This window comes from Rhodococcus sp. P4_E4 (assembly GCF_056401575.1).
The window spans coordinates 39049-60724 of record NZ_JBFUJB010000003.1 but is presented as its reverse complement, the minus strand read 5'-3'; the positions used below and the strand labels follow the sequence as shown (position 1 = coordinate 60724).

The following is a 21676-nucleotide window of genomic DNA, read 5'->3' as shown; positions in this document are numbered from 1 at the left end:
CTGGACGGGTGTTGCACGACGTGAGAAATCCGGTGGACGGTGCGCGGATCGCCTATCAGATCGTGGGCGATGGCCCACCCCTGTTGATGGTGCACGGCACAGCGTTGTCGCGCTCCATCTGGCGTGGCTTCGGGTACGTCAAGGCGCTCCAGGAACAGTATCGTCTGATCCTCGTCGACATGCGGGGTCACGGACGCAGTGACAAACCACACGACTCCGATTCGTATGCAATGGATCTGGTGGTCGGCGACCTCCTGGAGATCCTCGACACGGAGTCTCCGTTCGAACCGGCTCACGTCCTCGGATACTCGTTCGGCGGGCGCTCGGTGATGTCGCTGACCGTCGAGCACTCCGAACGGGTGCGATCGCTGACCGTCGGGGGCGGTAGTAGCCGGCCGATGACGGGGGCGTTCGACGCATTGTTCTTCCCAGGCTGCATCGACGCACTCGAAAGCGGCGGTATCGAGGGGTTTCTGAGCGGTTGGGGCGAGAGGCGCGGCAAACCGGTGGATCCACAGACTGCGACTGCCTTTCGAATCAACGATGCCCTCGCACTCGCGGCCTACATGCGCCGGGCCGAGAAGGAGCAGGGCATCGACGACGCCGTGCTTCAACGGATCACCACACCGGCGTTGTTGTTCGTCGGATCGAGAGATCGCGAGCGCCTGCCGGATACCGAGCATCTCGCGTCGCTGATCCCGGACAGTGCCTTGACTGTGATCGAGGGGGCTGATCACGCGAGCGCAGTCGCGGACTCCGAAGCTGTGCTGCGTGCGCTCGTTCCGTTCCTGAGCCGACAGTAGTCCGCCTTCATCCGCTCACTACTGCGGTGTGAGCACTCTCGACTCGAACGCGGTCACCGGTGGTTGCCGCAAGTCCAAGCGTCGCAGCAACTGGGCATTCGCGGCAACGACCACAGTGGATACCGACATCAGGATTGCTCCGACCTCCATCGGCAGCACAAACCCGACGGGCGCCAGTACTCCCGCAGCGAGGGGAACCGAGATCGCGTTGTATCCCGCTGCCCACCAGAGGTTCTGAACCATCTTGCGGTAGGTGGCGCGGGACAGCTCGATGACCGAGCTCACCGAACGCGGATCATCGCTGGCCAGAACAACTCCCGCCGATGCGATCGCCACGTCGGTTCCGGCACCGATCGCGATACCCACATCCGCCTGGGCGAGTGCCGGCGCATCGTTGACCCCGTCACCGACCATCGCCACGCGGTGGCCCGCAGCCTGAAGCCGAGATACCTGCGCGCCCTTGTCCTGAGGAAGCACCTCGGCGAAGACCTCGTCAATTCCGAGTCTGCGGGCGACCGAATGAGCCACGGCCTCCGCGTCTCCGGTGACCATGGCCACTCGAACACCGCGAGCGTGGAGGGCGTCGACGGCCAATGCTGATTCCGGGCGAATCTCGTCGGCCAATGCCAATGCGCCGATTACCTTCTCGTCACGCACTACATGCAGGACCGTCGACCCGTCACTGAGCCACTCTTCGGTCCCCGGGATCGCTGTGGCCCCGACCGATCTCAACATCCCCGGTCCGCCGACACCGACGCGTGAGCCGCCGACGTCCGCAGCAACCCCGATCCCGTTGTGCGCCTGAAAGTCGGAACCCGAAGTGAATTCGAGCGACAACTCCCGCGCCGCTGCGACGACGGCGCGCCCGAGTGGATGTTCGCTGTCGAATTCGACGGCAGCGGCTGCGCTGAGAACTTCGTCGTCGGAGTACCCGTCGACGCCGCGCACACCGACCACTGCGGGCTCCCCCTTGGTGAGAGTGCCGGTCTTGTCGAAGAGAACGGTGTCTACGTTGCGCATCGCCTCGAGGGCCATGCGGTCGGTGATCAGAATCCCAGCCCGAGCTGCTCGTTCCGTCGCGATGGAGACGACCAGCGGAATCGCCAACCCGAGCGCGTGCGGGCAGGCGATCACCAGAACGGTGATCGTCCGGGTGACTGCGCTCTCCGGTGTGCCCCAGATACTCCAGGCGATCGCGGTCAGCACTGCCGCGCCCAGTGCGTACCAGAACAGCAGAGCAGCGGCCTTGTCCGCCAACACCTGAGCACGACTCGACGAGTTCTGCGCCTGTTCGACCAGGCGCCGAATACCGGCGAGCGCGGTGTCTTCTCCCACAGCGGTGACTCGAAGCCGAAGTGCCGAGTCGGTGGCTACGGTGCCGGCCACCACCTGATCTCCGACAGTCCGGCGGACGGTCTTCGACTCGCCCGTGATCATGGATTCGTCCATGTCGGCACTGCCCTCGACGACCGTTCCGTCCGAGGGAACGCGGGCGCCGGGACGAACTATCACCAGGTCGCCGGTGGCCAGAGCTGCGGTGGGCACGGTTTCCACCGACTCCCCCACCACCCGTTCGGCCTCGTCGGGCAGCAAAGCGGCAAGCGAATCCAAGGCGCTCGATGTCTGACTGAGCGAACGCATCTCGATCCAGTGACCCAACAACATGATCACGATCAGAAGCGCGAGCTCCCACCAGAAATCAAGAGTGTGATCCACCCAGTGCAGACTTGCAGCCCAAGAAGCGAAGAAGGCAACGGTGATGGCAAGTGCAATCAGAAGCATCATTCCGGGTTGCCGAGAACGTATTTCGGCGACAGCGCCGGTGAGGAACGGCTTGCCTCCCCAGAAGTACATCACGGTGCCGAGTACCGGTGAGATCCATTCCACCAGAGAGTTTTCCGGCAATGTGTACCCGACCAGATCAGCGAACATCGCATCTGCCGCAACAACCGGAACTGCGATTACCAGCATGACTGCGAACAACGTCCGGAACTGTGCGACATGATCCGCGTGACCACCGTGCGCACCGTGCTCCATCTGGCTATGGTCCATCGCGCTATGGTCCGTCTCGCTATGGTCCATCTGACTGTGATCCATGTGGCGGTCATCCCCTCGCGTGTGATTTCGGCACTGCAGCGGTCAAACCATCAGCCTCGAACGTATGCCCGACTCGGCCACCGAGCAAGGTCACGCGGCCGAGGTCAACCGTTCATTTCTCCTTCAACATCGCTTCCATCTGAGTGATTTCCGCCTGCTGACCGGCAATGATCGCTTCTGCCATCTTTTCCGCCGATGGATCGAGCCCGTTGTCGAGTTCGGTCTGGGACATGGTGATGGCACCCTTGTGGTGCTCGATCATCATCGTCAGCCACAACTTGTCGAACTCCGCGCCACTGGCGTCGGTGAGGGCGGTCATGTCGTCGGCCGACATCATGCCCGGCATCTCGGCCATCCCGACGCCGTGTCCCGCATGCGCCGAATCATCCATGCCCTCCATCGAACTCGACGAAGGATCGGGGCGTCCCCACTTCGTCAGCAATTCCGTCATCTGAGCCATTTCCGGGCCTTGCGCTGCCTCTATCTGCGCTGCAAGAGAGAGAAGTTCGGCATTGTCGGTTCGACCGTCGACCATTCCGGCCATGTCCAATGCCTGCGCGTGATGCGGGTACATCCCTTCGAGAAACTCGATGTCGGCAGCATTGACACCCGCAGGAATCTCCGACTGTGCTGCGACGCTGGTTGTTTCGGAAGAATGGTTGACGCTCTCCCCGGAGTTGTCCGAGCATCCGGCAATCAACAGTGCTGCCGCTGCCACAACCGGTACGAACCGTGCGGCGCTCTTCCTGACCGTCAAAGACATGTTTCACTCCCGAGAATTGATTCTGTTCGATATGCGCTGCACCACAATTGATTTGACAACAATGCTGCACATGCACAGTTGCCACGTTACCGGCGAAAATCCGCCTCGAAGCCCGATAACCGGCCCAAACAGGCTTCCTTCATCGAATCTTCACAGTCGAGCGGAAACCACCACACGACAGCAATGCAGACACACAGTCGACTAACCTCGGTTTGATGAGCGCCGAACTACGACCTGGTGAGGAACCGGGGCGTGTTCTTGTCGTCGACGACGAGACTGCCCTCGCGAAGGTTGTCGCCAACTATCTGACACGCGAAGGATTCACCGTTCGCCTCGCCCACGACGGGCCGAGCGCAGTACGTTCGGTGCGCGAATTCGAGCCCGCGCTGATCGTGCTCGATCTGATGCTCCCGGGCTTCGACGGCATGGAAGTCTGCCGACGAATCCGCACCTTCTCGGACGCGTACATCCTGATGCTCTCCGCCCGCGGTGAAGAGTCGGACAAGGTGACGGGTCTGGCGGCCGGCGCGGATGACTACGTGGTCAAGCCCTTCGGCCCCCGCGAGTTGGTTGCGCGAGTGAAAGCTCTGCTCAGACGGCCACGCGCGTCGAGTTTGCTGCCGAAAGTGCTGCCAACGCCTCCCGGACTCGACATCGACGTCCTGGCCCGCACGGTCCGTGTCGACGACAACCTGGTCGATCTGACCCCCACCGAGTTCACCCTGTTGTCCGCGCTCGCATCCCGACCCGACGCAGCCTGGAGTCGGGCCGAGATCATCGCCTCGGTGTGGGGGTCGTCCTGGTTCGGGGACCAGCACATCGTCGACGTCCATGTCCGTGCATTACGCCGCAAACTCGGCGACGACGCGACCGATCCGCGGTTCATCAGAACCGTCAGGGGCGTCGGATACTCACTGAGGTCGTCATGAACGCGGTCGTCATGAAAAAACTCGGCCTACGCGGAAAACTACTGCTCGCGCAGCTTGTCGTCCTGTTCGTCGCCTGCCTCGTAATCGCCGCCGTTGCCATCGCCGTCGCTGCCCCGCTCTTTCACAACCACCTCATGATGGCCGGCATCGAAGACTCGAATGTCCGCACCCACACCGAAGAAGCATTCGCTCAGACCATGACCATTGCACTGTTGTGCGGGATCGTGGTCGCGCTGGTGGGCGCAGGCATCGCCGCGGTCTACATCGTCCGACGCGTCACGGCACCGATCACCATGCTGGCAGAGGCGGCGCAAAGCGTCGCCGACGGGAACTTCGACGTGACTATCGGCAGGTCCGACGTAGATGCCGATTTCACGCGTCTCGAAACGGCATTCGCCGACATGGCTGCACGCCTTGATCATTCGGATCGGGTCCGCAAACGACTGCTTGCCGACCTTGCCCACGAATTGCGCACTCCGGTATCGACTTTGGCTGCGTACGTGGACGGCATCGAGGACGGAGTTGTGCCGGCAGATCCTTCGTCGTGGTCGGTGATGCGCGATCAACTCGAACGTCTGCGTCGGCTGTCGTGCGATCTGGCGGACGTCTCCGCTGCCGACGAACACGCTCTCGTACTCGATCGCCGGACCGAGAATCTCGACGACATCGTCTGCAGCGCAACGGCAGCAGCGGGGCCACGTTTTGCCGATCGTGGAGTCGAATTGACAACCGCCCTACCTCCGCAACCGATCACGGCCGAGGTCGATCGCCAACGAATCGAACAGATCCTCGCCAACCTGCTCGAAAACGCGTTGCGGCACACTCCAACCGGAGGTTCGGTGACGGTGACACTCGCACGGGAAGGTGATCACCTCACGGTGTCCGTCACCGATACCGGTGACGGAATTCCCGCAGACCAACTCGAATCCGTCTTCGACCGTTTCCATCGCGGTGATCGATCCGACGGCTCCGGTTTGGGACTGACCATTGCGAGGAGCCTCGCGCTGGCGCATGGCGGCAACCTGACGGCCCGTCGCAACGAGCAGCCGCTCGGCAGCACGCTCGTCCTCACTGTGCCGATGGGACTCAGGCAGCTGCCTTGAACGGATCGTGCTCGGCGATCAACTTCTCGAGTCGAGCCTCGTCCACTCGAACCCTGACGGTAGACGCCTCCTGCTGATCACGAATCACCTTGGCCAACGTGAACGTACTGGTGACCAAGAACAGCAAGGACATTCCGAGAAATCCGCGTTGCCACGCATCGATCGGAAGATACGCAATTCCGAGGAGGGTGCCGACAAAACTGACGGCAAAGGCTATTCCGGCCTGCAGATAGAAGGCTGCAGTGGTCTTCGAAGGTGTTGTCGGTGTGCTCATGCTTCGAAGTCTGCTCGCCCATCCCGGCACTCGGATGCGTAGTCCTACTCGAGTGCGCACGGTACTTCCCCGGCAAAAATCAGATGCCGTTACCCATCCTGGTGGATAGTCTCGGTCCGGTATCCGGAGTTGTTCCAGAACAGTTGTTGTTCGACAACAGTCAGACGGCAGGAGTGATCGATGACCCGCAGACATATCGCCATGGTGAGCATTCCGGCACCTGGCCACGTCAATCCAAGCCTGGCGATCATCGCGCGTCTCGTCGCCGCCGGTCACCGCGTCACCTACGCCAACGACGAGTCGATGCGCGAGGTCATCGAGGCGACCGGGGCCGAATTCGCACCGTACGTCTCCACGCTGCCCAGCCTCGTTCCTTCCCCTGACGGCGCCGAACCGGAGAAGAGTTGGGATGGGGATCTGATCGATCAGTTGACGATTTTCCAGGACGACTACGAGGCGATGCTGCCGCAGCTGCGCCAAATCTACGACGACGACCGTCCCGACCTCTTTCTCTACGACATCGCCGGGATCCCCGCGCGAATACTGGCTCAGCAGTGGAACGTTCCCATCATCCAGTTGTCGCCGACGTATGTTGCCTGGGACGGCTACGAAGACGACGCCGCACCGATGTACGACGAGATTCGTTCCGATCCGAGAGGCGTCGACCTACTCGATCGCGAGGCCCGGTTCTTCCGCGCCGAAGGCGTCGAGGTCGATCCGCGTGAGTTCACCGGACGCCCACCCCGTGCAATCGTGCTGATCGCAGAATCGATGCAGCCCAACGCCGATCGCGTGAACCGCGACGTCTACACGTTTGTCGGCCCCGCACTCGAACCGAGCAATCAACCCTGGGTGAACCCGGATCCCGAACGCAAGCTTGTGTTGATTTCGCTGGGTTCAGCCTTCACCGATCATCCGGATTTCTATCGCACCTGCGTCGAGGCTTTCGGCCCGATGGACGGCTGGCACGTCGTCCTCCAGATCGGAAAGCAGGTGCAGATCTCGGATCTCGGACCACTACCCGACAACGTCGAAATACACCGCTGGGTACCGCAGTTCGCGATTCTGCAGCAGGCCGACATATTCGTGACCCACGCGGGTATGGGCGGATCCAGCGAGGGGCTCGTGACCGGCACACCCATGATCGCGGTGCCGCAAGCCGTCGATCAGTTCGGCAACGCCGACTCGCTCGTCGACGCCGGTGTCGCAGTACGCGTCGACGGCGCCACCGTCACGGCAGTAGAGCTTCGTGAGGCGCTGACTCGGGTGACCTCGGACGAGTTCCGCCGACGCAGTGCAGAGTTGGCAAAAGAACTCGCAGCGGCGGGCGGTGTATCTCGTGCCGTCGAGTTGATCGAGGCCGCCCTGCCAGACAGCGGGCGGCGGTAGTGGTGGCTACCAGTGCCAGGCGTCGCCGCCCACGTTCTTGATGGTTCGCTGCAGAACCGTGATGGTGGTGACGAATTCTTCTTCGCTGATTCCCTTCATCCGCTCTTCCTGCAGCATCTGCTGTACCCGCGCGGCGCGATCGAACTGCTGGGAGCCCGCATCAGTAGGGAGAAGGACAGACTCGACTTCACGCGCCCAGCCCAGGTCGAGAGCAGAGTCGACGGCCGCGTCGATCACGTCGGTTGATTCGTTCGGACCGATCGTTCGCAGGAGGACAGCTCGCTCCACCCCTTCAGGGTGCAGCGAAAGTTGGTGCAGGACCCACCACCCCGGCTGGGTCACGCCGATTGCTTCGAGCGCTCCGCGCGTGCGCGCGCGAATCGCTTCACCGGCACGCGCTGTCCAGAATCCGATCGGCTGATTGGCCGGTGGCTGCATCGCTTGTTTGTTCATGGACACGACGATAAAACCTCAACGGAAGTTCAGGTCAACCACCAGCGAGGTGAAGTTCTACATATGTTGTGTGATTGCTCGGCCGATGATGCGGGCGGCGTCGGGGAACTCACCCGGGTTCGGTCCGGCGTAGTTGAGCCGCAAAAACTTTCCGGTCGGTTCTGCCGGGAACCAATCGTCACCGGCCCCGACGATGACGCCGGCCGAGCGGCAGTCCTGCACGACACGTTCGAGATTCGTGGTGTCCGGGAGCCGAAGCCAGAGGTTGAGTCCGCCTTGCGGGACAGCGTCGAGGTGAGCGTCCGGCGCATGCTCGCGCAGACTCGACACGAGGAGGTCGCGTCTGGCCTCGAGTTGCTGACGAAGCCGGCGCAAGTGCGTACGCCAGGCCGGTTGGGTCACGACGTCGAGCGCTACCGCTTGCAGCATCCCACTGACATACATCGAATCCGCCTGTGTATCAGCAAGAATCCGCTCGTAGGCCGGGCCTCGGGCGATCAATCCGGCAACTCGCACCGACGGCGACACGCTCTTGGTCAGTGCACGAAGGTAGACGACGTGTCCGCTGTCGTCGCGTGCAGCGATGGGGCTGGGATCTGCGGTGATTCCGAAGTCGAGCGCCGAACTGTCCTCGATGAGGAAGGCGCCGTGGCGACGGACGGTGTCGAGAACCTTGTCAGCCAACGACGGCGACCACAGCGCTCCCGTCGGGCTCGCGAAGCTCGGTTGTGCGTAGAACGCACGGGCACCGGTCTGTTCGAATGCACGCGAAAGCTCTTCGGGATCAGGACCGTTGGCGCCACTGGAGATCGGAATGACCGTGACTCCGGCCTGGGCGGCAGCCAGGATCGCACCCCAGTAGGTCGGCGATTCCATGAGCAACGGACGCCCCTCCCCCACCAACGCGCGGAAGGACGTCGCAAGCCCACCCTGACTGCCGGGAAGTACAACCACGTCGTTCGGCCCCGGCGGAGTGATGCCGGCAGGAGTTGCGGAACCCAATTCGGAGGCAAACCAGGACTGCAGTTCCGGAAGCCCGGCAGCGAGGGGCCGATTGAACACGGCGTCGGTTCGCGTCGCCCTGGTGAATGCTGCACGAACCAGCCCTTCGGGCAACAGCTCTCGGGCCGGATAGCCGGAATGCAGTGCGATCACGTCGTTGGAGGTGGACTGCAGCGCAATAGGCAGCTGCAGACGATAGTTCGGCGATCCGAGCGCCGCGGTCTGCCACCCGTAATCGTTGGGTCGCACGACGCGTGCGGCGCGTACGAAGGTTCCCACACCGGGACGAGCCTCCACCACCCCCTGAGATACCAGCGTTCGCAGCGCCTTCTGCACGGTGACCGGGCTCGCCCCGTGCAGGCTCACGAGCGACCGAGTGGACGGAAGCTTCGCGCCTGGAGGTGCCGTCGCGATCCATTCGCGCAAGGCTGCGACAATCCTCGAACTGCTATCATTGGACATGTCGAATCATAGTAGCGCTACTCCCCTCTCGCCGCTAGCGCTATCGCGAATCAATGTCCGTTTCCAGACCGAACACTGAGGCGCCCTTCTCATCTGAAACACAACTCGCCCACCCGAACCGGAGAGGTACGTAACCGCGTGAACACACCCATCGATCAGGCCCGCAAGCTCGAGAATGTCAGGTACGACATCAGAGGGCGAATTCTCGACAAGACCGAAGAACTCGAGGATCAGGGACACACGATCCTGCGACTCAACGTCGGCAATCCGGCCCCCTTTGGATTCGAAGCACCGGACGAAATCATGATGGCCATGATCCGCAATCTCCCTACCGCCCAGGGATATTGCGATTCTCGCGGACTGTATTCGGCGCGCACCGCGGTGGTCCAGTACTACCAGACGCGGGGTATCACCGACGTCACCGTCGACGAGATCTATCTCGGAAACGGCGTCTCCGAACTGATCACGCTGACGATGCAGGCGCTCTGCAATCCCGAGGACGAGATCCTGATTCCCGCTCCCGACTACCCCTTGTGGACGGCTTCGGTTTCACTTGCCGGCGGCACGCCGGTTCACTACCTCACCGATGAAAGCCAGGGCTGGGCACCGGACTTCGACGATCTGGAAGCCCGGATCTCTCCGCGCACCCGAGGGATTGTCGTCATCAATCCCAACAATCCGACGGGCGCCGTCTACTCGACGGAGGTGCTGCAACGCTTCGTCGACATTGCCCGCAAGCATGACCTGATGCTCTTCGCCGACGAGATCTACGAGAAGATCGTCTACGACGGCCGATCCATGACAAACCTTGCGTCGATGACCGGGCGAGACGTTTTGTGTCTGACGTACTCGGGGCTGTCCAAGGCCTACCGCGTCTGCGGGTTCCGAGCCGGATGGCTGGCCATCACCGGACCACTCGAGCGGGCGTCGAGTTTCATCGAAGGCATCAAACTGCTGGCCAACATGCGAATGTGTGCCAATGTGCCGGCGCAGCACGCGATCCAGACCGCACTCGGCGGACGCCAGTCCATCGAGGACCTCCTGCTCCCGCAAGGTCGACTGACAGCACAGCGCGATCTCGCGCACAGCACGCTCAACAGCATCGACGGGATCAGCTGTCAGCAGGCCGACGGCGCGCTGTACCTGTTCCCGAAGCTCGACGTCGACAAGTTCGGCATCGTCGACGACGAGAGGTTCGTTCTCGATCTACTGGAATCGGAAAAGATTCTGGTCAGTCACGGCCGCGCGTTCAACTGGATCGAACCCGACCACTTCCGACTGGTGACTCTGCCGAACACCGACGACCTCGCGACCGCCCTCGAGCGTCTCGGCAACTTCCTCAGTTCCTACAGCCAGTAACCCGAGAACCGGGACGCCCCCACAAACGACTGAACGCCGACCGGATTTCCGGTCGGCGTTCAGTGGTGAAAATCAGCAGGCGATCAGGCAGTGACGATCGCGTCGAGTGCCGAGTAGAACAAGCCGAGTCCGTCGTCGCTCGGTCCGGTGAGAGCCTCGGTGGCGTGCTCGGGGTGCGGCATCAAACCGACGACGCGGCCGTTGGCCGAAGAGATACCGGCGATACGACGCTGCGAACCGTTGGGGTTCTCCTCCGAGTAGCGGAAGACGACGCGGCCTTCACCCTCGAGTTCGTCGAGAACATTCTCGGAAGCCTGGAAGCGACCTTCACCCGACTTGAGCGGGATGAGGATCTGGGCGCCGGCCTCGTAACGCGAGGACCAAGCCGTGTTGTTGGCTTCGACCGTCAACCACTCGTCGCGGCAGATGAAGTGCAGACCCTGGTTACGGGTCAGGGCACCGGGGAGCAAACCCGCTTCGCAGAGGATCTGGAAACCGTTGCAGATGCCCAGGACCGGCATGCCGCCCTTGGCTGCTTCGACAACCTTGCCCATCGCGGGAGCAAAACGTGCGATCGCGCCGCAACGAAGGTAGTCGCCGTAGGAGAATCCGCCGGGAACGACAACCGCGTCGACACCCTTGAGGTCTGCGTCGCCGTGCCAGAGTTCGACAGCTTCACCGCCGGCCAGGTTGATGGCCCGAGCAGCATCGATGTCGTCGAGCGTGCCCGGGAACGTGATAACCCCGATACGTGCGCTCATGCCTCGACTCGCCTGACGGTCCAATCCTCGATCACCGTGTTGGCCAGCAGGCCTTCGGCGATCTTCTCGAGTTCGGCGTCTTCGACACTGCCGTCGATCTCCAACTCGAACCGCTTGCCCTGACGGACATCGGATACTCCTGCAAAGCCCAGGCGAGACAGTGCCCCGACAATTGCCTGTCCCTGGGGGTCGAGAATCTCGGCCTTGGGCATGACTTCGACGACGACACGGGCCACGTGCTGCTCCTCGGTACTAGTGCGCGAACCCGGAGTGAAACGCTCGGGTGATGGCCAGTTTACCGGGCGCACCCGAGATGGTTCGCATCGAGTGATCGGGGCGTGACGGCCAACACCCGCGAAACCCGCCTGCGAGTCACTCCAGGGCGGCGCATACTCGAAATCATGCGACTGACACATTTTGGCCATTCCTGTGTGCTCGTGGAGTTGAACGGATCGAAAATCCTCTTCGATCCCGGCAACTTCTCGCACGGATTCGAAGGCATCACCGGCCTCGACGCCATCCTCGTGACACATCAACACCCCGATCACGCCGACCCGGCGCGGCTGCCCGAACTGGCCGAAGCAAACCCCGACGCGGTGCTGTACAGCGATCCGCAGACGGCTGAGAAGCTCGGTGGCCGCTGGACGGGAGTCCGGCCGGGCGACCGGTTCAGCATCGGCGACGTCGAGGTGACCGGGACCGGCGGAGAGCACGCGATCATCCATCCGGACCTACCGATGATCGACAACACCGCGTTCCTCCTCGGCGACGCCACCAACCCGGCGCAGTTCATGCATCCCGGCGATTCCCTCTACGTCCCCGAACAGAAGGTCGACGTTCTTGCCCTTCCCGCCGCCGCACCGTGGCTCAAGATCTCGGAGGCCATCGACTACCTCCGCGCGGTAGCGCCGCGCGTCGCGGTTCCCATCCATCAAGCGATCATCCGCGACGAAGCCACAGGCATCTTCTACGGTCGCTACTCGGAAATGGCTGCCGACGGTACCGAGTTCCGAGTTCTCGGTGAGGAGTCGAGCGTCGAAGTCGCCTGATTCAGTCCTCACGCACTCACATCGACGATGATCCAGCCGGTGCTCGTCCCACCGGCTGCGTCGGTGAGTGTGTAGAGAATCCTGTCGGTGCCTGTCTTCGTTCCGGCCTCGAACACCACTTCGCCGTTTTCGAGCTTTACGGTGCCACCGAGAAGTGACGTCGCCTCGACCCCGGTTACCTTGATCGAATCTCCGTTGCTGTCATGATCATTCGCGACGGCGTCGACGGTGACTGTGCCACCTGAGCGGACCTGCGCGGTGTCGAGTGCGGCGTACGGCGGGATCGGGCTTGCCGTGTACCGACCGACGTCGTCGAGTCGATCCGAGGCCACGTCCGCGGCATCGACGATGGCAGCAAATTCGGTGCCGTCGAAGCGCGAGAGGTCGTTGCCGTTCATGATGGTCGATCCCTCGGCGCCGCCGCCGTGATAGTCGTCGGCGTAGAAGTTGTGGCCCAACTCGTGGCGGAGGACGCGGCTGAAGTTGCCATCGGGCTCGGCACCGACCTGCGCATAGCTGTGATCGAGTTCGAACCTCGAGTAGTAGGCATTTCCGCCACCGGAAGCGCAGACGACAGTCGCCTGGTCGACGCTCGTCCCGACCTGATCGGACCACAGACCTTCCAACTGGTCGAGGTTTTCACAACTGCTCGAATACGGGTCACTCGCGGCATCGGCGCGAAGGACAACCCGACCCAGGCTCGGTCGAATTCCGACGTCTCTGATCCAGATGGCAGCGGTTCGGGCCATTGATTCCTCGGCCCGATCCAGAGCGACGGCGGGACTGCCTGCGCCGTGCGCGGAGTACCACTCGCCACTGAGATCCAATCCCACCACGAACTGCTTCACCGTCTTGCCGACGCTTGCGGCCGAGGCCGACGCGATAGAGGCGGTCGGCCACTTGGGTTTTGCGTCGATCGGCGCCGTGCTGCGACCGACCACGTCGGATCCCACGAACTCGATCGAAGCACCACGATCGAAAATCACCTGCCCGCGCAGTGTTCCGGCGGAGTCGACGATGGCCGAGACGATTGCGTCCGGATGCCCTTCCACACTGCCGATGTACGAACGGGGCGCCGGGATCACCACATCGGTCAGCTCGCCGCCGCTTTCCTGTACGGCCATCGAGAAGTCGGATCCCCGCAGATTCATCTTGTGAAGCCGCAGTGTGAGTTGCTCACCTTCGTCGTCGACAGTTGCGGTGCGGGTGCCTTCGCTCGCACCGCCGTCGACACCGCCTGTCGGCAGCGTGTGAACCACGCCGGTCGGAGCGGCAGACGCAACTGCCGGGACGATTGCAGCACAGACGACTGCGCCCACAGCCAGAGCGACAAGACCCTCGGCCGACTTGGAGAACCCTCGTGCGCGCATGGTGAACCTCAACTTCGTCTACTAGCGGCAGATTAACTGCACGCACTGTAGCAGCGAAAAGGTTGGGCGACGCCATACTCGAATTCAACGTCCACTTTATGCGACTTTGACCTAATCGGCCCTACTGCCTGCAAGGAACGGGATAAATGCGAAGACTCTGCCTGCTCGGGCAACCCGGACACACGACACCATCTCGCAGCTATCGAATAGTTGCCAATGACCGAATTCAGGCAGCGCCGAGTTCCTGCGACGGGGAGTTCCATCGGTATACCTGCGAGGTGGCCTCATGAAAAAGCGCGAGGTCCACAGCGTCGAGAACAGCCTGACGTGGGCCCTCGTTTCCCAACTGCTTGGCAGTAATCGACAATCTGACCAGTCCCCCACGCTTGGCGGCGCGCCCGGCTCCGAGAACCAATGCGCGACACCACCACGGCTCGGCCTTGAAGCCCTCGCCGATACCGAAAACCCTTCCCCGCTGCAAGGTTCCACGGGTCAGATCGTGTACTGCGCCGAGGCCTGCCATCGTCCGAAAGCCGGTCTCCGGCAACACCGACATGGCACCAGGCGACGCCACCCAGCGCGGCGGTGCGAACACCCGGGTCCGAAGGCCTGCATGCTCGAGAACCCGATCCGCAGCGAGTAGTCGCAGTTTTGCTTCGTGCTTCGACAGAGTGGCGAACTCGGCTCGACGACGCTTGGTCGCGGCCTGGTCGTAGCCGTGCAGAACGATGGCGTCGCCGTGCTCACGACGCTCACGCAGCCAGGCCATCGTCACCGCGTCGTCGGCCAGTCGATATTTGTCCTTCAGTCGCGGCGCCACCAGGAGCGACAGGCGGACACCTCGAGCGTCCATCTCGTCTGCGAATCCGGCAGCGAGATAACATGTCTCGTCTCTGATTCCGGATACCGACACGATCAGTTCTGCGGACATACTCCGATAGTGGCAGCTGTGGGTGAACAGCACACTGCCGCCGGATGATCATCCGGCGGCAGTTTTCAGCACAGCTACTAGTTCTTGAGAAGCGCGGCTACTAATTCTTGGGAAGCGCGGCTTCGATGGCGGCGACAACCTCGGGAGCGTCAGGTTCGGTCCGCGGACGGAAGCGGTTGACGACGGTGCCGTCCGGTCCGATCAAGAACTTCTCGAAGTTCCACTGGATGTCGCCCGCAGCGCCTTCGGCGTCGGCAGCCTTGGTGAGTTCGGCGTACAGCGGATGCTGGTTCTCGCCGTTCACCTCGATCTTCTCGAGGAGCGGGAACGTGACGCCGTAGGTAGTGGAGCAGAACGTCTCGATCTCTTCGGCGGTACCCGGTTCCTGCCCCATGAACTGGTTGCACGGGATGCCGATCACGGTCAGACCGCGATCGGCGTACTCGCTGGCCAGCTTCTCGAGCGCCGAGTACTGCGGGGTCAGTCCACACTTGGATGCCACGTTGACCACGAGCACGGCACGGCCGTCGTATTCACCCAACGAGGTGGGCACGCCACCGAGGGTGTTGATCGCGATGTTCTGTACTGGAGTTGTCATAGGTCCAACTTAGCGACTCTTGCCGACTGCCAGTTCTCGCCCACTACTTGTTCTCACCTACTGCTTGTTCTCACCTACTGCTACTTCGATGCTCCGAGAATGCGATCGAGGTCGTCCAGAACGGTGAGGCCGCCGAGCGGTCCGACGCCCGTGATCCAGTAGGACATGTCGACCAGATGTGGGTTCGGGAAGAATCCGGCGTTGTCCGCCACGGCCTTCGGCATCGTGCTGGCATCTGCCGGCTTCGCGGAGGTGACCAGGATGAGGTCGGCGTTGGCTCCGGAGACGAATTCCGGGGAGAGGTCGACGGAGATCGAGTTCTCCCAGTCGCGTGCGGGAATCGTGAGTCCCGCGCATTCGAGAGTGCTTCCGGCAAACGACGTTGGTCCGTACAGCGTCAGAACGTCGTCGCGTGGGCGGATGAGCTGAGCGGTCTTGCCCTCGGTGCTGTGCTTGCTCGCCACTTCCTCGCAGCGTGCCGTGTAATCACCGAGCAGTTCGCCTGCCTGATCGGTCTTGTTCAACGCCTCTGCGACGAACTGGACGTTGTCCTGCCACGGATCGGTCTGGGTCGCCATGTAGACGGTCGGCGCGATGGCAGCGAGCTGCTCGTACAGATCACCGTGCCGCGATTCCGTTCCGATGATCAGGTCCGGGCTCAGTGCGACGATCTTCTCGAGGTTCGGCGCCGCGACGGTGCCGACCATCTCGATCTCCGCGGCCTTCTCACCGAGGTACGCCGGAACACCGGTCGTCTCGCTGAGGACCGCGGTGCCCACGGGAATCACGCCCAGTGCCACCGATGTGTCGAGCTGAACCGGCTCGAGCACGACAACTCTCTGCGGATCCATCGGTACGTCCGTGGTTCCGCGGGCATGGGTGACCGCGTGCACGGTGTCGGCGGACTGACTGTCGGTATCCGTCTTGTCGTCACTGCCACACGCCGTTGTCGTTGCCACGATGGCGGCGAGGACAAAACCACCCAGCACGTACTTCGCCCGCGAGTTACTGCGTTTCATTCCCAACACTCCTGTTACCGACTGCTTTCGACCGTCACAGCCACGCGCATTCACCACGGCTGAGCAAAGGATTCACCATCCAATAGTCTGGTGAGCCTAACCTACGAGACTGGAGCCTCATCATGTCTTCCCTTCCCTGCCACACCTGCAGCGACGGTGTCCTGGGGAAGGCATCTATGCAGTGCTTTCCGGAATTTGTCGCCAATCCGCAAACCAGTCGACGCCCTCACGCCTGTACACGGCAGTCGTCGACCGCCGGCGAACCGATGGTCGGTCGCGCCGGAATGACACATCTGTGGGTGTTGATCGAGCACCCAGGCCCCTGGCCGGCGTCCGCTCCTGACGACGTTCTCCCAGTCGCACTCACCGAAAAAATCTACGCAGCGCAGGGTCGTATCCGCCTCGTGGTGATCCGGCGGCCCCGCAACCGCCGAGTCCTCACCCCGATGTGCGTACTCGCCTGGACGGACGGCACACGTCAGTGGATGCGGGAAGGGTCGGTCGACCGATACGAGGACCTGTCGGTACTGCCGTTCGAATCGATGGCCACCGGTGTGGAACCCGACTTCGGCCGCTCCCGCACGGAACCGCTCTTCGCAGTCTGCACACATGGAAAGAAGGATGCGTGCTGCGCGGAACTCGGTCGCCCGGTCGTGTCGGCGCTGAACGCGGCACAGATCGCAGATGTGTGGGAATGCAGTCACATCGGCGGAGATCGATTCGCGGCCAACATGATTGCGTGGCCCGCCGCAGTCTATTTCAGCCGACTGGACGGCAACTCCGCGATCGATGCAGCCGAAAAATACCAAGCCGGAGAATTGGAGCTGCTGCACCTGCGCGGCCGAGCGGCACTGTCACAGGCCGCTCAGGCCGCCGAACACGCAGTCCGACGCGTTACCGGCATCGTCGGGACGGACGCACTCGAGAGCGTCACCGAGAGCGTCGACGGAGAACATACGACTGTCGATCTTCGATTGGAGGCGAGAGACTTTCGCGTGGTCGTTCGACCCGGCTCTCCAGGGCAGCCGTTCCGACACGATTGCGGTTCCGGAGGAACTGTCGAATGGAACGGATGGATCGTAGAACACCTTCACGAGCAATCGCACTGACCACTCGATTCCGGTAGAACTGCCCGGCAGGCCATCGAACCGAGATTTGCGCGGACTGACAACACTTCGAATCAGGTCGCGATGAAGGATCGACGCCCCTGGTGATTACAGCTTGCATTCTTCCCATGACCACCGCACTGACGCCGAATGCCGTTTCCCGGTCTGCAGATCCGATCAAGAGTGAGGTCGACTACGAAACACTGGCAGCAAAATTCCGTCCGATCTTCGCGGACATCGCACAAGCCGTCGTCGAACGCGAACGCGATCACGTGCTTCCCTTCCAACAGATCGACGCACTCAAGAAAGCAGGCTTCGGCGCCGTTCGGGTGCCGACAACACACGGTGGATCCGGCGCGAGCATCCCGCAATTGATCCGGTTACTAGTCGAGTTGTCGAGCGCCGATTCCAACATCACCCAGGCACTGCGCGGTCATTTCGCGTTTGTCGAAGACCGACTGGTCGCCGACCCCGGGCCTGAGCGTGACACCTGGCTCCGACGCTTCGCGGAGGGACAGTTGGTCGGCAACGCGTGGACCGAAATCGGCGACGTTGCATTGGGCGAAGCCAACACCAAGGTCTCGCCCGCACCCGATGCCGACCATTTCCTGGCGAACGGGGCAAAGTTCTACAGCACGGGTTCCATTTTCGCCGACTGGATCGACCTGTACTCGCAGCGCACCGACACCGGCGCATTCGTGATCGCCGCAGTCGAAGCGAGACAACCCGGTGTCACACACAGTGACGACTGGAACGGGTTCGGCCAGCAGACGACTGGCTCCGGCTCGTCCGTCTACGAGAACGCAATAGTCCAGCCGGAGAACATCTTCGATTTCTCGATGCGATTCAAATACCAGACCGCGTTCTACCAACTGTTCCATCTCGCCACTCTCGCCGGCATCGCCAAGGCTGCGACAACCGAGATCTCTCGTCGAGTCGCCTCTCGTACTCGAACCTTCAGTCACGGCAACGCTCCGAGATACGCGCAGGATTCGCAGATCCAGCAAGTTGTCGGCGAGGTGTCCTCGGCTGCCTTTGCAGCCGAGGCCGTGGCGCTGCACGCAGCACAGTCGTCCCAATGGGCATACGAAGCCGCATTCTCCGGCTCGCCGGAGGAAGAGAAAGCCGCCAACATCGCAGCCGAAATCGATTCGGGGCGAGGGCAAGTCGCCTCGATCGGACTCGTCGTTCCAGCCACGGCCAAGATCTTCGACGCACTCGGCGCTTCCGGAGTGAGTCGCGACCTCGATCTCGATCGGTTCTGGCGCAACGCGCGCACCGTGGCCAGTCATAATCCGGTCGTCTTCAAATCCAGAGTTGTCGGCGACTACGAAATCAACGGAACCGAACCGATTTACGTGTGGGCCATCGGGACTGCACCGACCGAAAAGGATGTACAGGCATGACCGTGACCAGTGAAACCGAAGTCTTCGTCGGCGTTCCCGACACATCCGAAGGCTGGATCGACCGCGCTCGCGAGGTGAGCAACGTCCTTGCCGTCGACGCGCTCGCCCGCGACCGAGCCGGCGAACCACCGTTCCGAGAAGTCCAGCTGCTCAAGGACAGTGGTCTGGTGACACTGCTGGGTCCGATCGAGTTCGGCGGCGGTGGGCAGCGATGGGAGACCGCCTACAAGGTGGTTCGGGAGATCGCGCGCGCCGACGGCTCGATCGGGCAACTGCTCGGGTATCACTACCTGTGGGCATGGGCAGCCAGATTGGTCGGAACCGATCCGCAGATCTCCGCTGTCGAGGAGCTGTACACGAGCAACCGATTCTTCTTCGGCGGCGCGGTGAACCCTCGAGACACCGACCTCACCGTCGTGGATCGCGGAGACACCCTGGTATTCAACGGTGTGAAGTCGTTTTCCACCGGCGGACGAGTCACCGACCTCACGGTGCTCGAAGGAATCATCGACGGAACTGCGACGCATGTGTTCGCTATCGTGCCGACTGCTCAGGACGGCATAGTCTTTCGCGGCGATTGGGACAACCTCGGGCAGCGCCTCACCGATTCGGGCAGTGTCGAGATCAACGACGTCGAGGTCGACTGGGCAAGTGCGGCAGGCTTTGTCGACAAGGAATTCCAACCTCTGGTCTACAACACCCTGAACTTCCCCGCGATCGAGATCGTGTTCGCGAACTTCTACCTCGGGATCGCCCGTGGCGCACTGGATACTGCGGCCGAGTACACCCGAACCCGTACGCGTCCATGGCCGTACGGCGGTGACAACCGCGAAATCGCAACCGACGAGTGGTACCTCCGTGAGGGCTACGGCGACTTGCAATCGAAGCTGTGGGCGGCGGAGGCCTTCGTGGATCAGGTCAGCCGTGAGGCCGACGCCGTGCTCCACGACGCTCGCGAAAACCTCACCGAGCAGGCTCGCGGCGACCTCGCCGTACGCATTGCGGCCGCAAAACTTCGCGCCGCCGACGTCTCCTTGGAGATCAGCAACAAGATCTTCGAACTGACCGGTGCCAGAGCCACGTCCAACGATGTCGGCCTGGATATCTACTGGCGCAACATCCGGACGCATACCCTTCACGATCCGCTCGCGTACAAGCGCCGTGAAGTCGGTAGTCGTTTTCTGACCGGCGAGATTCCCGAACCCACCTGGTACACATAGCACCCACGAACAGAAAGAGACCGTCGCACGGTTAGTGCGGCGGTCTCTTTCATCGTTACGACCAGGATCACTGATCGTAGATCGGGTTCCGCGCCTGCTGTGCGGTCAAACGTTCAGCAGAGCGGAAGTATCTAGTGATGGCTCACAAATGACTGCTTGGTGCCGGTCGGAGCCGTTTCGAGTTTGTGCTGCTCTTCTTCGTCCTCGTCGTCGAGCATCGTGGCTTCGTTGAACGGAATCTTCCCGTCGAGCACCTCGATGACGCGTTCCTTGTCGATCGTCTTGGTCCACGCGCCGACCAGGAGAGTCGCGACCGCATTGCCCGAGAAGTTGGTGATCGCTCGCGCTTCCGACATGAAGCGGTCGATTCCGACGATGAGTCCGACGCCGTCGAGAAGCTCGGGGCGATGGCTCTGCAGTCCACCGGCCAGCGTGGCCAGACCGGCGCCGCTGACTCCCGCAGCGCCCTTGGAGGCGATGATCATGAACACCAGCAGCGAGAGCTGTTCACCGAAGGCGAGCGGCTGTCCCATGGCGTCGGCGATGAAGATCGAGGCCATCGTCAGGTAGATCGCGGTGCCGTCGAGGTTGAACGAGTAGCCGGTGGGAACGACGATGCCCACCGTGGTGCGCTCGACGCCGACGTGCTCCATCTTGGCGATCAGACGCGGCAGTGCCGATTCGGAGGACGACGTGGCGAAGATGAGCAGGTACTCACGGGCCAAGTACTTGACCAGCTTGAAGATGTTGAATCCGGTGACGGCGCGCAGCAGCGTTCCGAGAACACCGAAGACGAAGATCAGGCAGGTCAGGTAGAAGCCGATCATCAGGGTTCCGAGCTGGACGACGGCGTTCAAACCGGTCTGGCCGACGACGCTGGCGATGGCGCCGAAAGCACCGATCGGGGCGAGCCAGAGAATCATCGTCAGGATCTTGAACACGAGCTTCTGGATGTATCCGACGGCCTTGAGAATCGGCTCACCCGACTTGCCGAGCGACTGGATCGCGAAGCCGACCAGAAGGGCGACGAACAGAGTCTGCAGCACGCTGCCGGCGGTGAGGGAGGACAGCATCGACGTCGGAATGATGGACGCGATGAAGTCCCAGGTACCGCCCGCGCTGTGGGCCTGATCTGCAAGCTTGGCCACGGAGGCCGCGTTGGGCGTGATGTTCAGGCCGCTGCCCGGGTTGAGCAGGTTGCCGACGCCCAGGCCGATCGCGAGTGCGATGGTGGACATCCCGATGAAGTAGGCGAGTGCGAGGCCGCCGACCTTGCCGACCTTGGCCGCAGCTCGAACCGAGCCGATGCCGAGCACGATGGTGCAGAAGATGACCGGGCTGATCATCATCTTGATCAGGCTGACGAACAACGTGCCGAGTACACCGACGGACTTACCGAACTCGGGTGCGAGCCAACCGACGAGGATGCCGCCGATAACCGCGACGATGACGCTCATGTAGAGCCAATGCGTCTTGTCGCGCTTTGCCTTGGTGCCCTCGGGCTGTGGGGAACCGTCTACTGTCCCTGTTGCCGTGCTGCTCATGGGGTGTCCTTTGGATCGGATATCTGTGAAGTGATCGG

Annotated in this window: 21 protein-coding genes; 9 read left to right on the top strand and 12 right to left on the bottom strand. The window is 62.3% G+C overall.

The annotated features are described in order from the left end of the window. Positions 1-32: 32 nt before the first annotated feature. Positions 33-803 carry an alpha/beta fold hydrolase gene (locus tag AC1DVN_RS04680; RefSeq protein ID WP_477993620.1) on the top strand — a complete coding sequence of 257 codons (771 nt, stop codon included), beginning with the start codon at positions 33-35 and terminating at the stop codon, positions 801-803. An 18-nt stretch (positions 804-821) separates the two neighbouring features. On the opposite strand, the gene AC1DVN_RS04675 is transcribed toward AC1DVN_RS04680, so the two are convergent. Then, positions 822-2900 (bottom strand): heavy metal translocating P-type ATPase, encoded by a 2079-nt coding sequence (locus AC1DVN_RS04675; protein ID WP_400822676.1) that lies wholly within the window; start codon positions 2898-2900, stop codon positions 822-824. 112 nt (positions 2901-3012) lie between these two features. Then, a complete protein-coding gene (locus AC1DVN_RS04670) occupies positions 3013-3663 on the bottom strand; it encodes a DUF305 domain-containing protein (RefSeq protein ID WP_029254561.1) in 651 nt (216 codons plus the stop codon). Positions 3664-3878: 215 nt separating this feature from the next. On the opposite strand from AC1DVN_RS04670, the gene AC1DVN_RS04665 reads away from it, so the two are divergent. Together AC1DVN_RS04665 and AC1DVN_RS04660 are read left to right on the top strand one after the other, a co-directional pair. Further along, complete coding sequence (locus AC1DVN_RS04665) at positions 3879-4592, top strand: response regulator transcription factor (protein WP_019747082.1); 714 nt, start codon at positions 3879-3881, stop codon at positions 4590-4592. Next, complete coding sequence (locus tag AC1DVN_RS04660) at positions 4589-5695, top strand: sensor histidine kinase (RefSeq protein WP_416314900.1); 1107 nt, start codon at positions 4589-4591, stop codon at positions 5693-5695. The genes AC1DVN_RS04665 and AC1DVN_RS04660 overlap by 4 nt, the downstream gene beginning before the upstream one ends. Here AC1DVN_RS04660 and AC1DVN_RS04655 read toward each other — a convergent pair. Then, on the bottom strand, positions 5679-5969 hold the full coding sequence (locus AC1DVN_RS04655) for a YiaA/YiaB family inner membrane protein (protein ID WP_003945505.1): 291 nt from the start codon (positions 5967-5969) through the stop codon (positions 5679-5681). The genes AC1DVN_RS04660 and AC1DVN_RS04655 overlap by 17 nt on opposite strands. 180 nt (positions 5970-6149) lie before the next feature. On the opposite strand from AC1DVN_RS04655, the gene AC1DVN_RS04650 reads away from it, so the two are divergent. Next, on the top strand, positions 6150-7358 hold the full coding sequence (locus tag AC1DVN_RS04650; RefSeq protein WP_166501892.1) for a macrolide family glycosyltransferase: 1209 nt from the start codon (positions 6150-6152) through the stop codon (positions 7356-7358). A 6-nt stretch (positions 7359-7364) separates the two neighbouring features. Here AC1DVN_RS04650 and AC1DVN_RS04645 read toward each other — a convergent pair whose 3' ends face one another. Beyond that, positions 7365-7811: a hypothetical protein gene (locus AC1DVN_RS04645; RefSeq protein WP_166501891.1), complete on the bottom strand. Its 447-nt coding sequence runs from the start codon at positions 7809-7811 to the stop codon at positions 7365-7367. Positions 7812-7868: 57 nt separating this feature from the next. After that, on the bottom strand, positions 7869-9275 hold the full coding sequence (locus AC1DVN_RS04640) for an aminotransferase-like domain-containing protein (protein ID WP_166501890.1): 1407 nt from the start codon (positions 9273-9275) through the stop codon (positions 7869-7871). A gap of 138 nt (positions 9276-9413) precedes the next feature. On the opposite strand from AC1DVN_RS04640, the gene AC1DVN_RS04635 reads away from it, so the two are divergent. Beyond that, a complete protein-coding gene (locus AC1DVN_RS04635) occupies positions 9414-10634 on the top strand; it encodes a pyridoxal phosphate-dependent aminotransferase (RefSeq protein WP_019747078.1) in 1221 nt (406 codons plus the stop codon). Positions 10635-10717: 83 nt separating this feature from the next. Here AC1DVN_RS04635 and purQ read toward each other — a convergent pair whose 3' ends face one another. Together purQ and purS are read right to left on the bottom strand one after the other, a co-directional pair. Further along, the gene (gene purQ / locus AC1DVN_RS04630; RefSeq protein WP_019747077.1) at positions 10718-11395 is read right to left on the bottom strand and encodes a phosphoribosylformylglycinamidine synthase subunit PurQ; all 678 of its coding nucleotides are present in this window, start codon (positions 11393-11395) and stop codon (positions 10718-10720) included. Beyond that, positions 11392-11631, bottom strand: a complete 240-nt coding sequence (gene purS, locus AC1DVN_RS04625; RefSeq protein ID WP_003945817.1) for a phosphoribosylformylglycinamidine synthase subunit PurS — start codon at positions 11629-11631, stop codon at positions 11392-11394. The genes purQ and purS overlap by 4 nt, the downstream gene beginning before the upstream one ends. Positions 11632-11796: 165 nt before the next feature. On the opposite strand from purS, the gene AC1DVN_RS04620 reads away from it, so the two are divergent. Next, positions 11797-12444, top strand: a complete 648-nt coding sequence (locus AC1DVN_RS04620) for an MBL fold metallo-hydrolase (RefSeq protein WP_029254557.1) — start codon at positions 11797-11799, stop codon at positions 12442-12444. An 8-nt stretch (positions 12445-12452) separates the two neighbouring features. Here AC1DVN_RS04620 and AC1DVN_RS04615 read toward each other — a convergent pair whose 3' ends face one another. The 4 genes from AC1DVN_RS04615 to AC1DVN_RS04600 form a co-directional block, all read right to left on the bottom strand. Continuing rightward, positions 12453-13814 carry an Ig-like domain-containing protein gene (locus AC1DVN_RS04615; protein WP_308372000.1) on the bottom strand — a complete coding sequence of 454 codons (1362 nt, stop codon included), beginning with the start codon at positions 13812-13814 and terminating at the stop codon, positions 12453-12455. Positions 13815-14040: 226 nt separating this feature from the next. Beyond that, on the bottom strand, positions 14041-14745 hold the full coding sequence (locus AC1DVN_RS04610) for a DUF2334 domain-containing protein (protein ID WP_477993547.1): 705 nt from the start codon (positions 14743-14745) through the stop codon (positions 14041-14043). A gap of 100 nt (positions 14746-14845) precedes the next feature. After that, positions 14846-15343 carry a glutathione peroxidase gene (locus AC1DVN_RS04605; RefSeq protein WP_003945816.1) on the bottom strand — a complete coding sequence of 166 codons (498 nt, stop codon included), beginning with the start codon at positions 15341-15343 and terminating at the stop codon, positions 14846-14848. 80 nt (positions 15344-15423) lie between these two features. Next, positions 15424-16362, bottom strand: coding sequence for an ABC transporter substrate-binding protein (locus tag AC1DVN_RS04600; protein WP_020906375.1), 939 nt, complete (start codon positions 16360-16362; stop codon positions 15424-15426). 122 nt (positions 16363-16484) lie between these two features. Here AC1DVN_RS04600 and AC1DVN_RS04595 point away from each other — a divergent pair, with 122 nt between their 5' ends. From AC1DVN_RS04595 to AC1DVN_RS04585, 3 genes are all read left to right on the top strand, one after another. After that, the gene (locus AC1DVN_RS04595) at positions 16485-17471 is read left to right on the top strand and encodes a sucrase ferredoxin (RefSeq protein ID WP_019747072.1); all 987 of its coding nucleotides are present in this window, start codon (positions 16485-16487) and stop codon (positions 17469-17471) included. A 125-nt stretch (positions 17472-17596) separates the two neighbouring features. Continuing rightward, positions 17597-18874, top strand: a complete 1278-nt coding sequence (locus AC1DVN_RS04590; protein ID WP_477993544.1) for an acyl-CoA dehydrogenase family protein — start codon at positions 17597-17599, stop codon at positions 18872-18874. Then, positions 18871-20094 carry an acyl-CoA dehydrogenase family protein gene (locus AC1DVN_RS04585; RefSeq protein WP_019747070.1) on the top strand — a complete coding sequence of 408 codons (1224 nt, stop codon included), beginning with the start codon at positions 18871-18873 and terminating at the stop codon, positions 20092-20094. The genes AC1DVN_RS04590 and AC1DVN_RS04585 overlap by 4 nt, the downstream gene beginning before the upstream one ends. Before the next feature lie 131 nt (positions 20095-20225). On the opposite strand, the gene AC1DVN_RS04580 is transcribed toward AC1DVN_RS04585, so the two are convergent. Further along, positions 20226-21638: a C4-dicarboxylate transporter DctA gene (locus AC1DVN_RS04580; protein WP_003945501.1), complete on the bottom strand. Its 1413-nt coding sequence runs from the start codon at positions 21636-21638 to the stop codon at positions 20226-20228. Between the last annotated feature and the right edge of the window lie 38 nt (positions 21639-21676).

What these genes read in the sequence shown, in the direction of transcription:
- AC1DVN_RS04675 (WP_400822676.1), bottom strand. Translation starts at nt 2,900, where the DNA reads ATGGATCACAGTCAGATGGACCATAGCGAGACGGACCATAGCGCGATG.
- AC1DVN_RS04670 (WP_029254561.1), bottom strand. Translation starts at nt 3,663, where the DNA reads ATGTCTTTGACGGTCAGGAAGAGCGCCGCACGGTTCGTACCGGTTGTG.
- AC1DVN_RS04665 (WP_019747082.1), top strand. Translation starts at nt 3,879, where the DNA reads ATGAGCGCCGAACTACGACCTGGTGAGGAACCGGGGCGTGTTCTTGTC.
- AC1DVN_RS04660 (WP_416314900.1), top strand. Translation starts at nt 4,589, where the DNA reads ATGAACGCGGTCGTCATGAAAAAACTCGGCCTACGCGGAAAACTACTG.
- AC1DVN_RS04655 (WP_003945505.1), bottom strand. Translation starts at nt 5,969, where the DNA reads ATGAGCACACCGACAACACCTTCGAAGACCACTGCAGCCTTCTATCTG.
- AC1DVN_RS04650 (WP_166501892.1), top strand. Translation starts at nt 6,150, where the DNA reads ATGACCCGCAGACATATCGCCATGGTGAGCATTCCGGCACCTGGCCAC.
- AC1DVN_RS04645 (WP_166501891.1), bottom strand. Translation starts at nt 7,811, where the DNA reads ATGAACAAACAAGCGATGCAGCCACCGGCCAATCAGCCGATCGGATTC.
- AC1DVN_RS04640 (WP_166501890.1), bottom strand. Translation starts at nt 9,275, where the DNA reads ATGTCCAATGATAGCAGTTCGAGGATTGTCGCAGCCTTGCGCGAATGG.
- purQ (WP_019747077.1), bottom strand. Translation starts at nt 11,395, where the DNA reads ATGAGCGCACGTATCGGGGTTATCACGTTCCCGGGCACGCTCGACGAC.
- AC1DVN_RS04620 (WP_029254557.1), top strand. Translation starts at nt 11,797, where the DNA reads ATGCGACTGACACATTTTGGCCATTCCTGTGTGCTCGTGGAGTTGAAC.
- AC1DVN_RS04615 (WP_308372000.1), bottom strand. Translation starts at nt 13,814, where the DNA reads ATGCGCGCACGAGGGTTCTCCAAGTCGGCCGAGGGTCTTGTCGCTCTG.
- AC1DVN_RS04610 (WP_477993547.1), bottom strand. Translation starts at nt 14,745, where the DNA reads ATGTCCGCAGAACTGATCGTGTCGGTATCCGGAATCAGAGACGAGACA.
- AC1DVN_RS04605 (WP_003945816.1), bottom strand. Translation starts at nt 15,343, where the DNA reads ATGACAACTCCAGTACAGAACATCGCGATCAACACCCTCGGTGGCGTG.
- AC1DVN_RS04600 (WP_020906375.1), bottom strand. Translation starts at nt 16,362, where the DNA reads ATGAAACGCAGTAACTCGCGGGCGAAGTACGTGCTGGGTGGTTTTGTC.
- AC1DVN_RS04595 (WP_019747072.1), top strand. Translation starts at nt 16,485, where the DNA reads ATGTCTTCCCTTCCCTGCCACACCTGCAGCGACGGTGTCCTGGGGAAG.
- AC1DVN_RS04590 (WP_477993544.1), top strand. Translation starts at nt 17,597, where the DNA reads ATGACCACCGCACTGACGCCGAATGCCGTTTCCCGGTCTGCAGATCCG.
- AC1DVN_RS04585 (WP_019747070.1), top strand. Translation starts at nt 18,871, where the DNA reads ATGACCGTGACCAGTGAAACCGAAGTCTTCGTCGGCGTTCCCGACACA.
- AC1DVN_RS04580 (WP_003945501.1), bottom strand. Translation starts at nt 21,638, where the DNA reads ATGAGCAGCACGGCAACAGGGACAGTAGACGGTTCCCCACAGCCCGAG.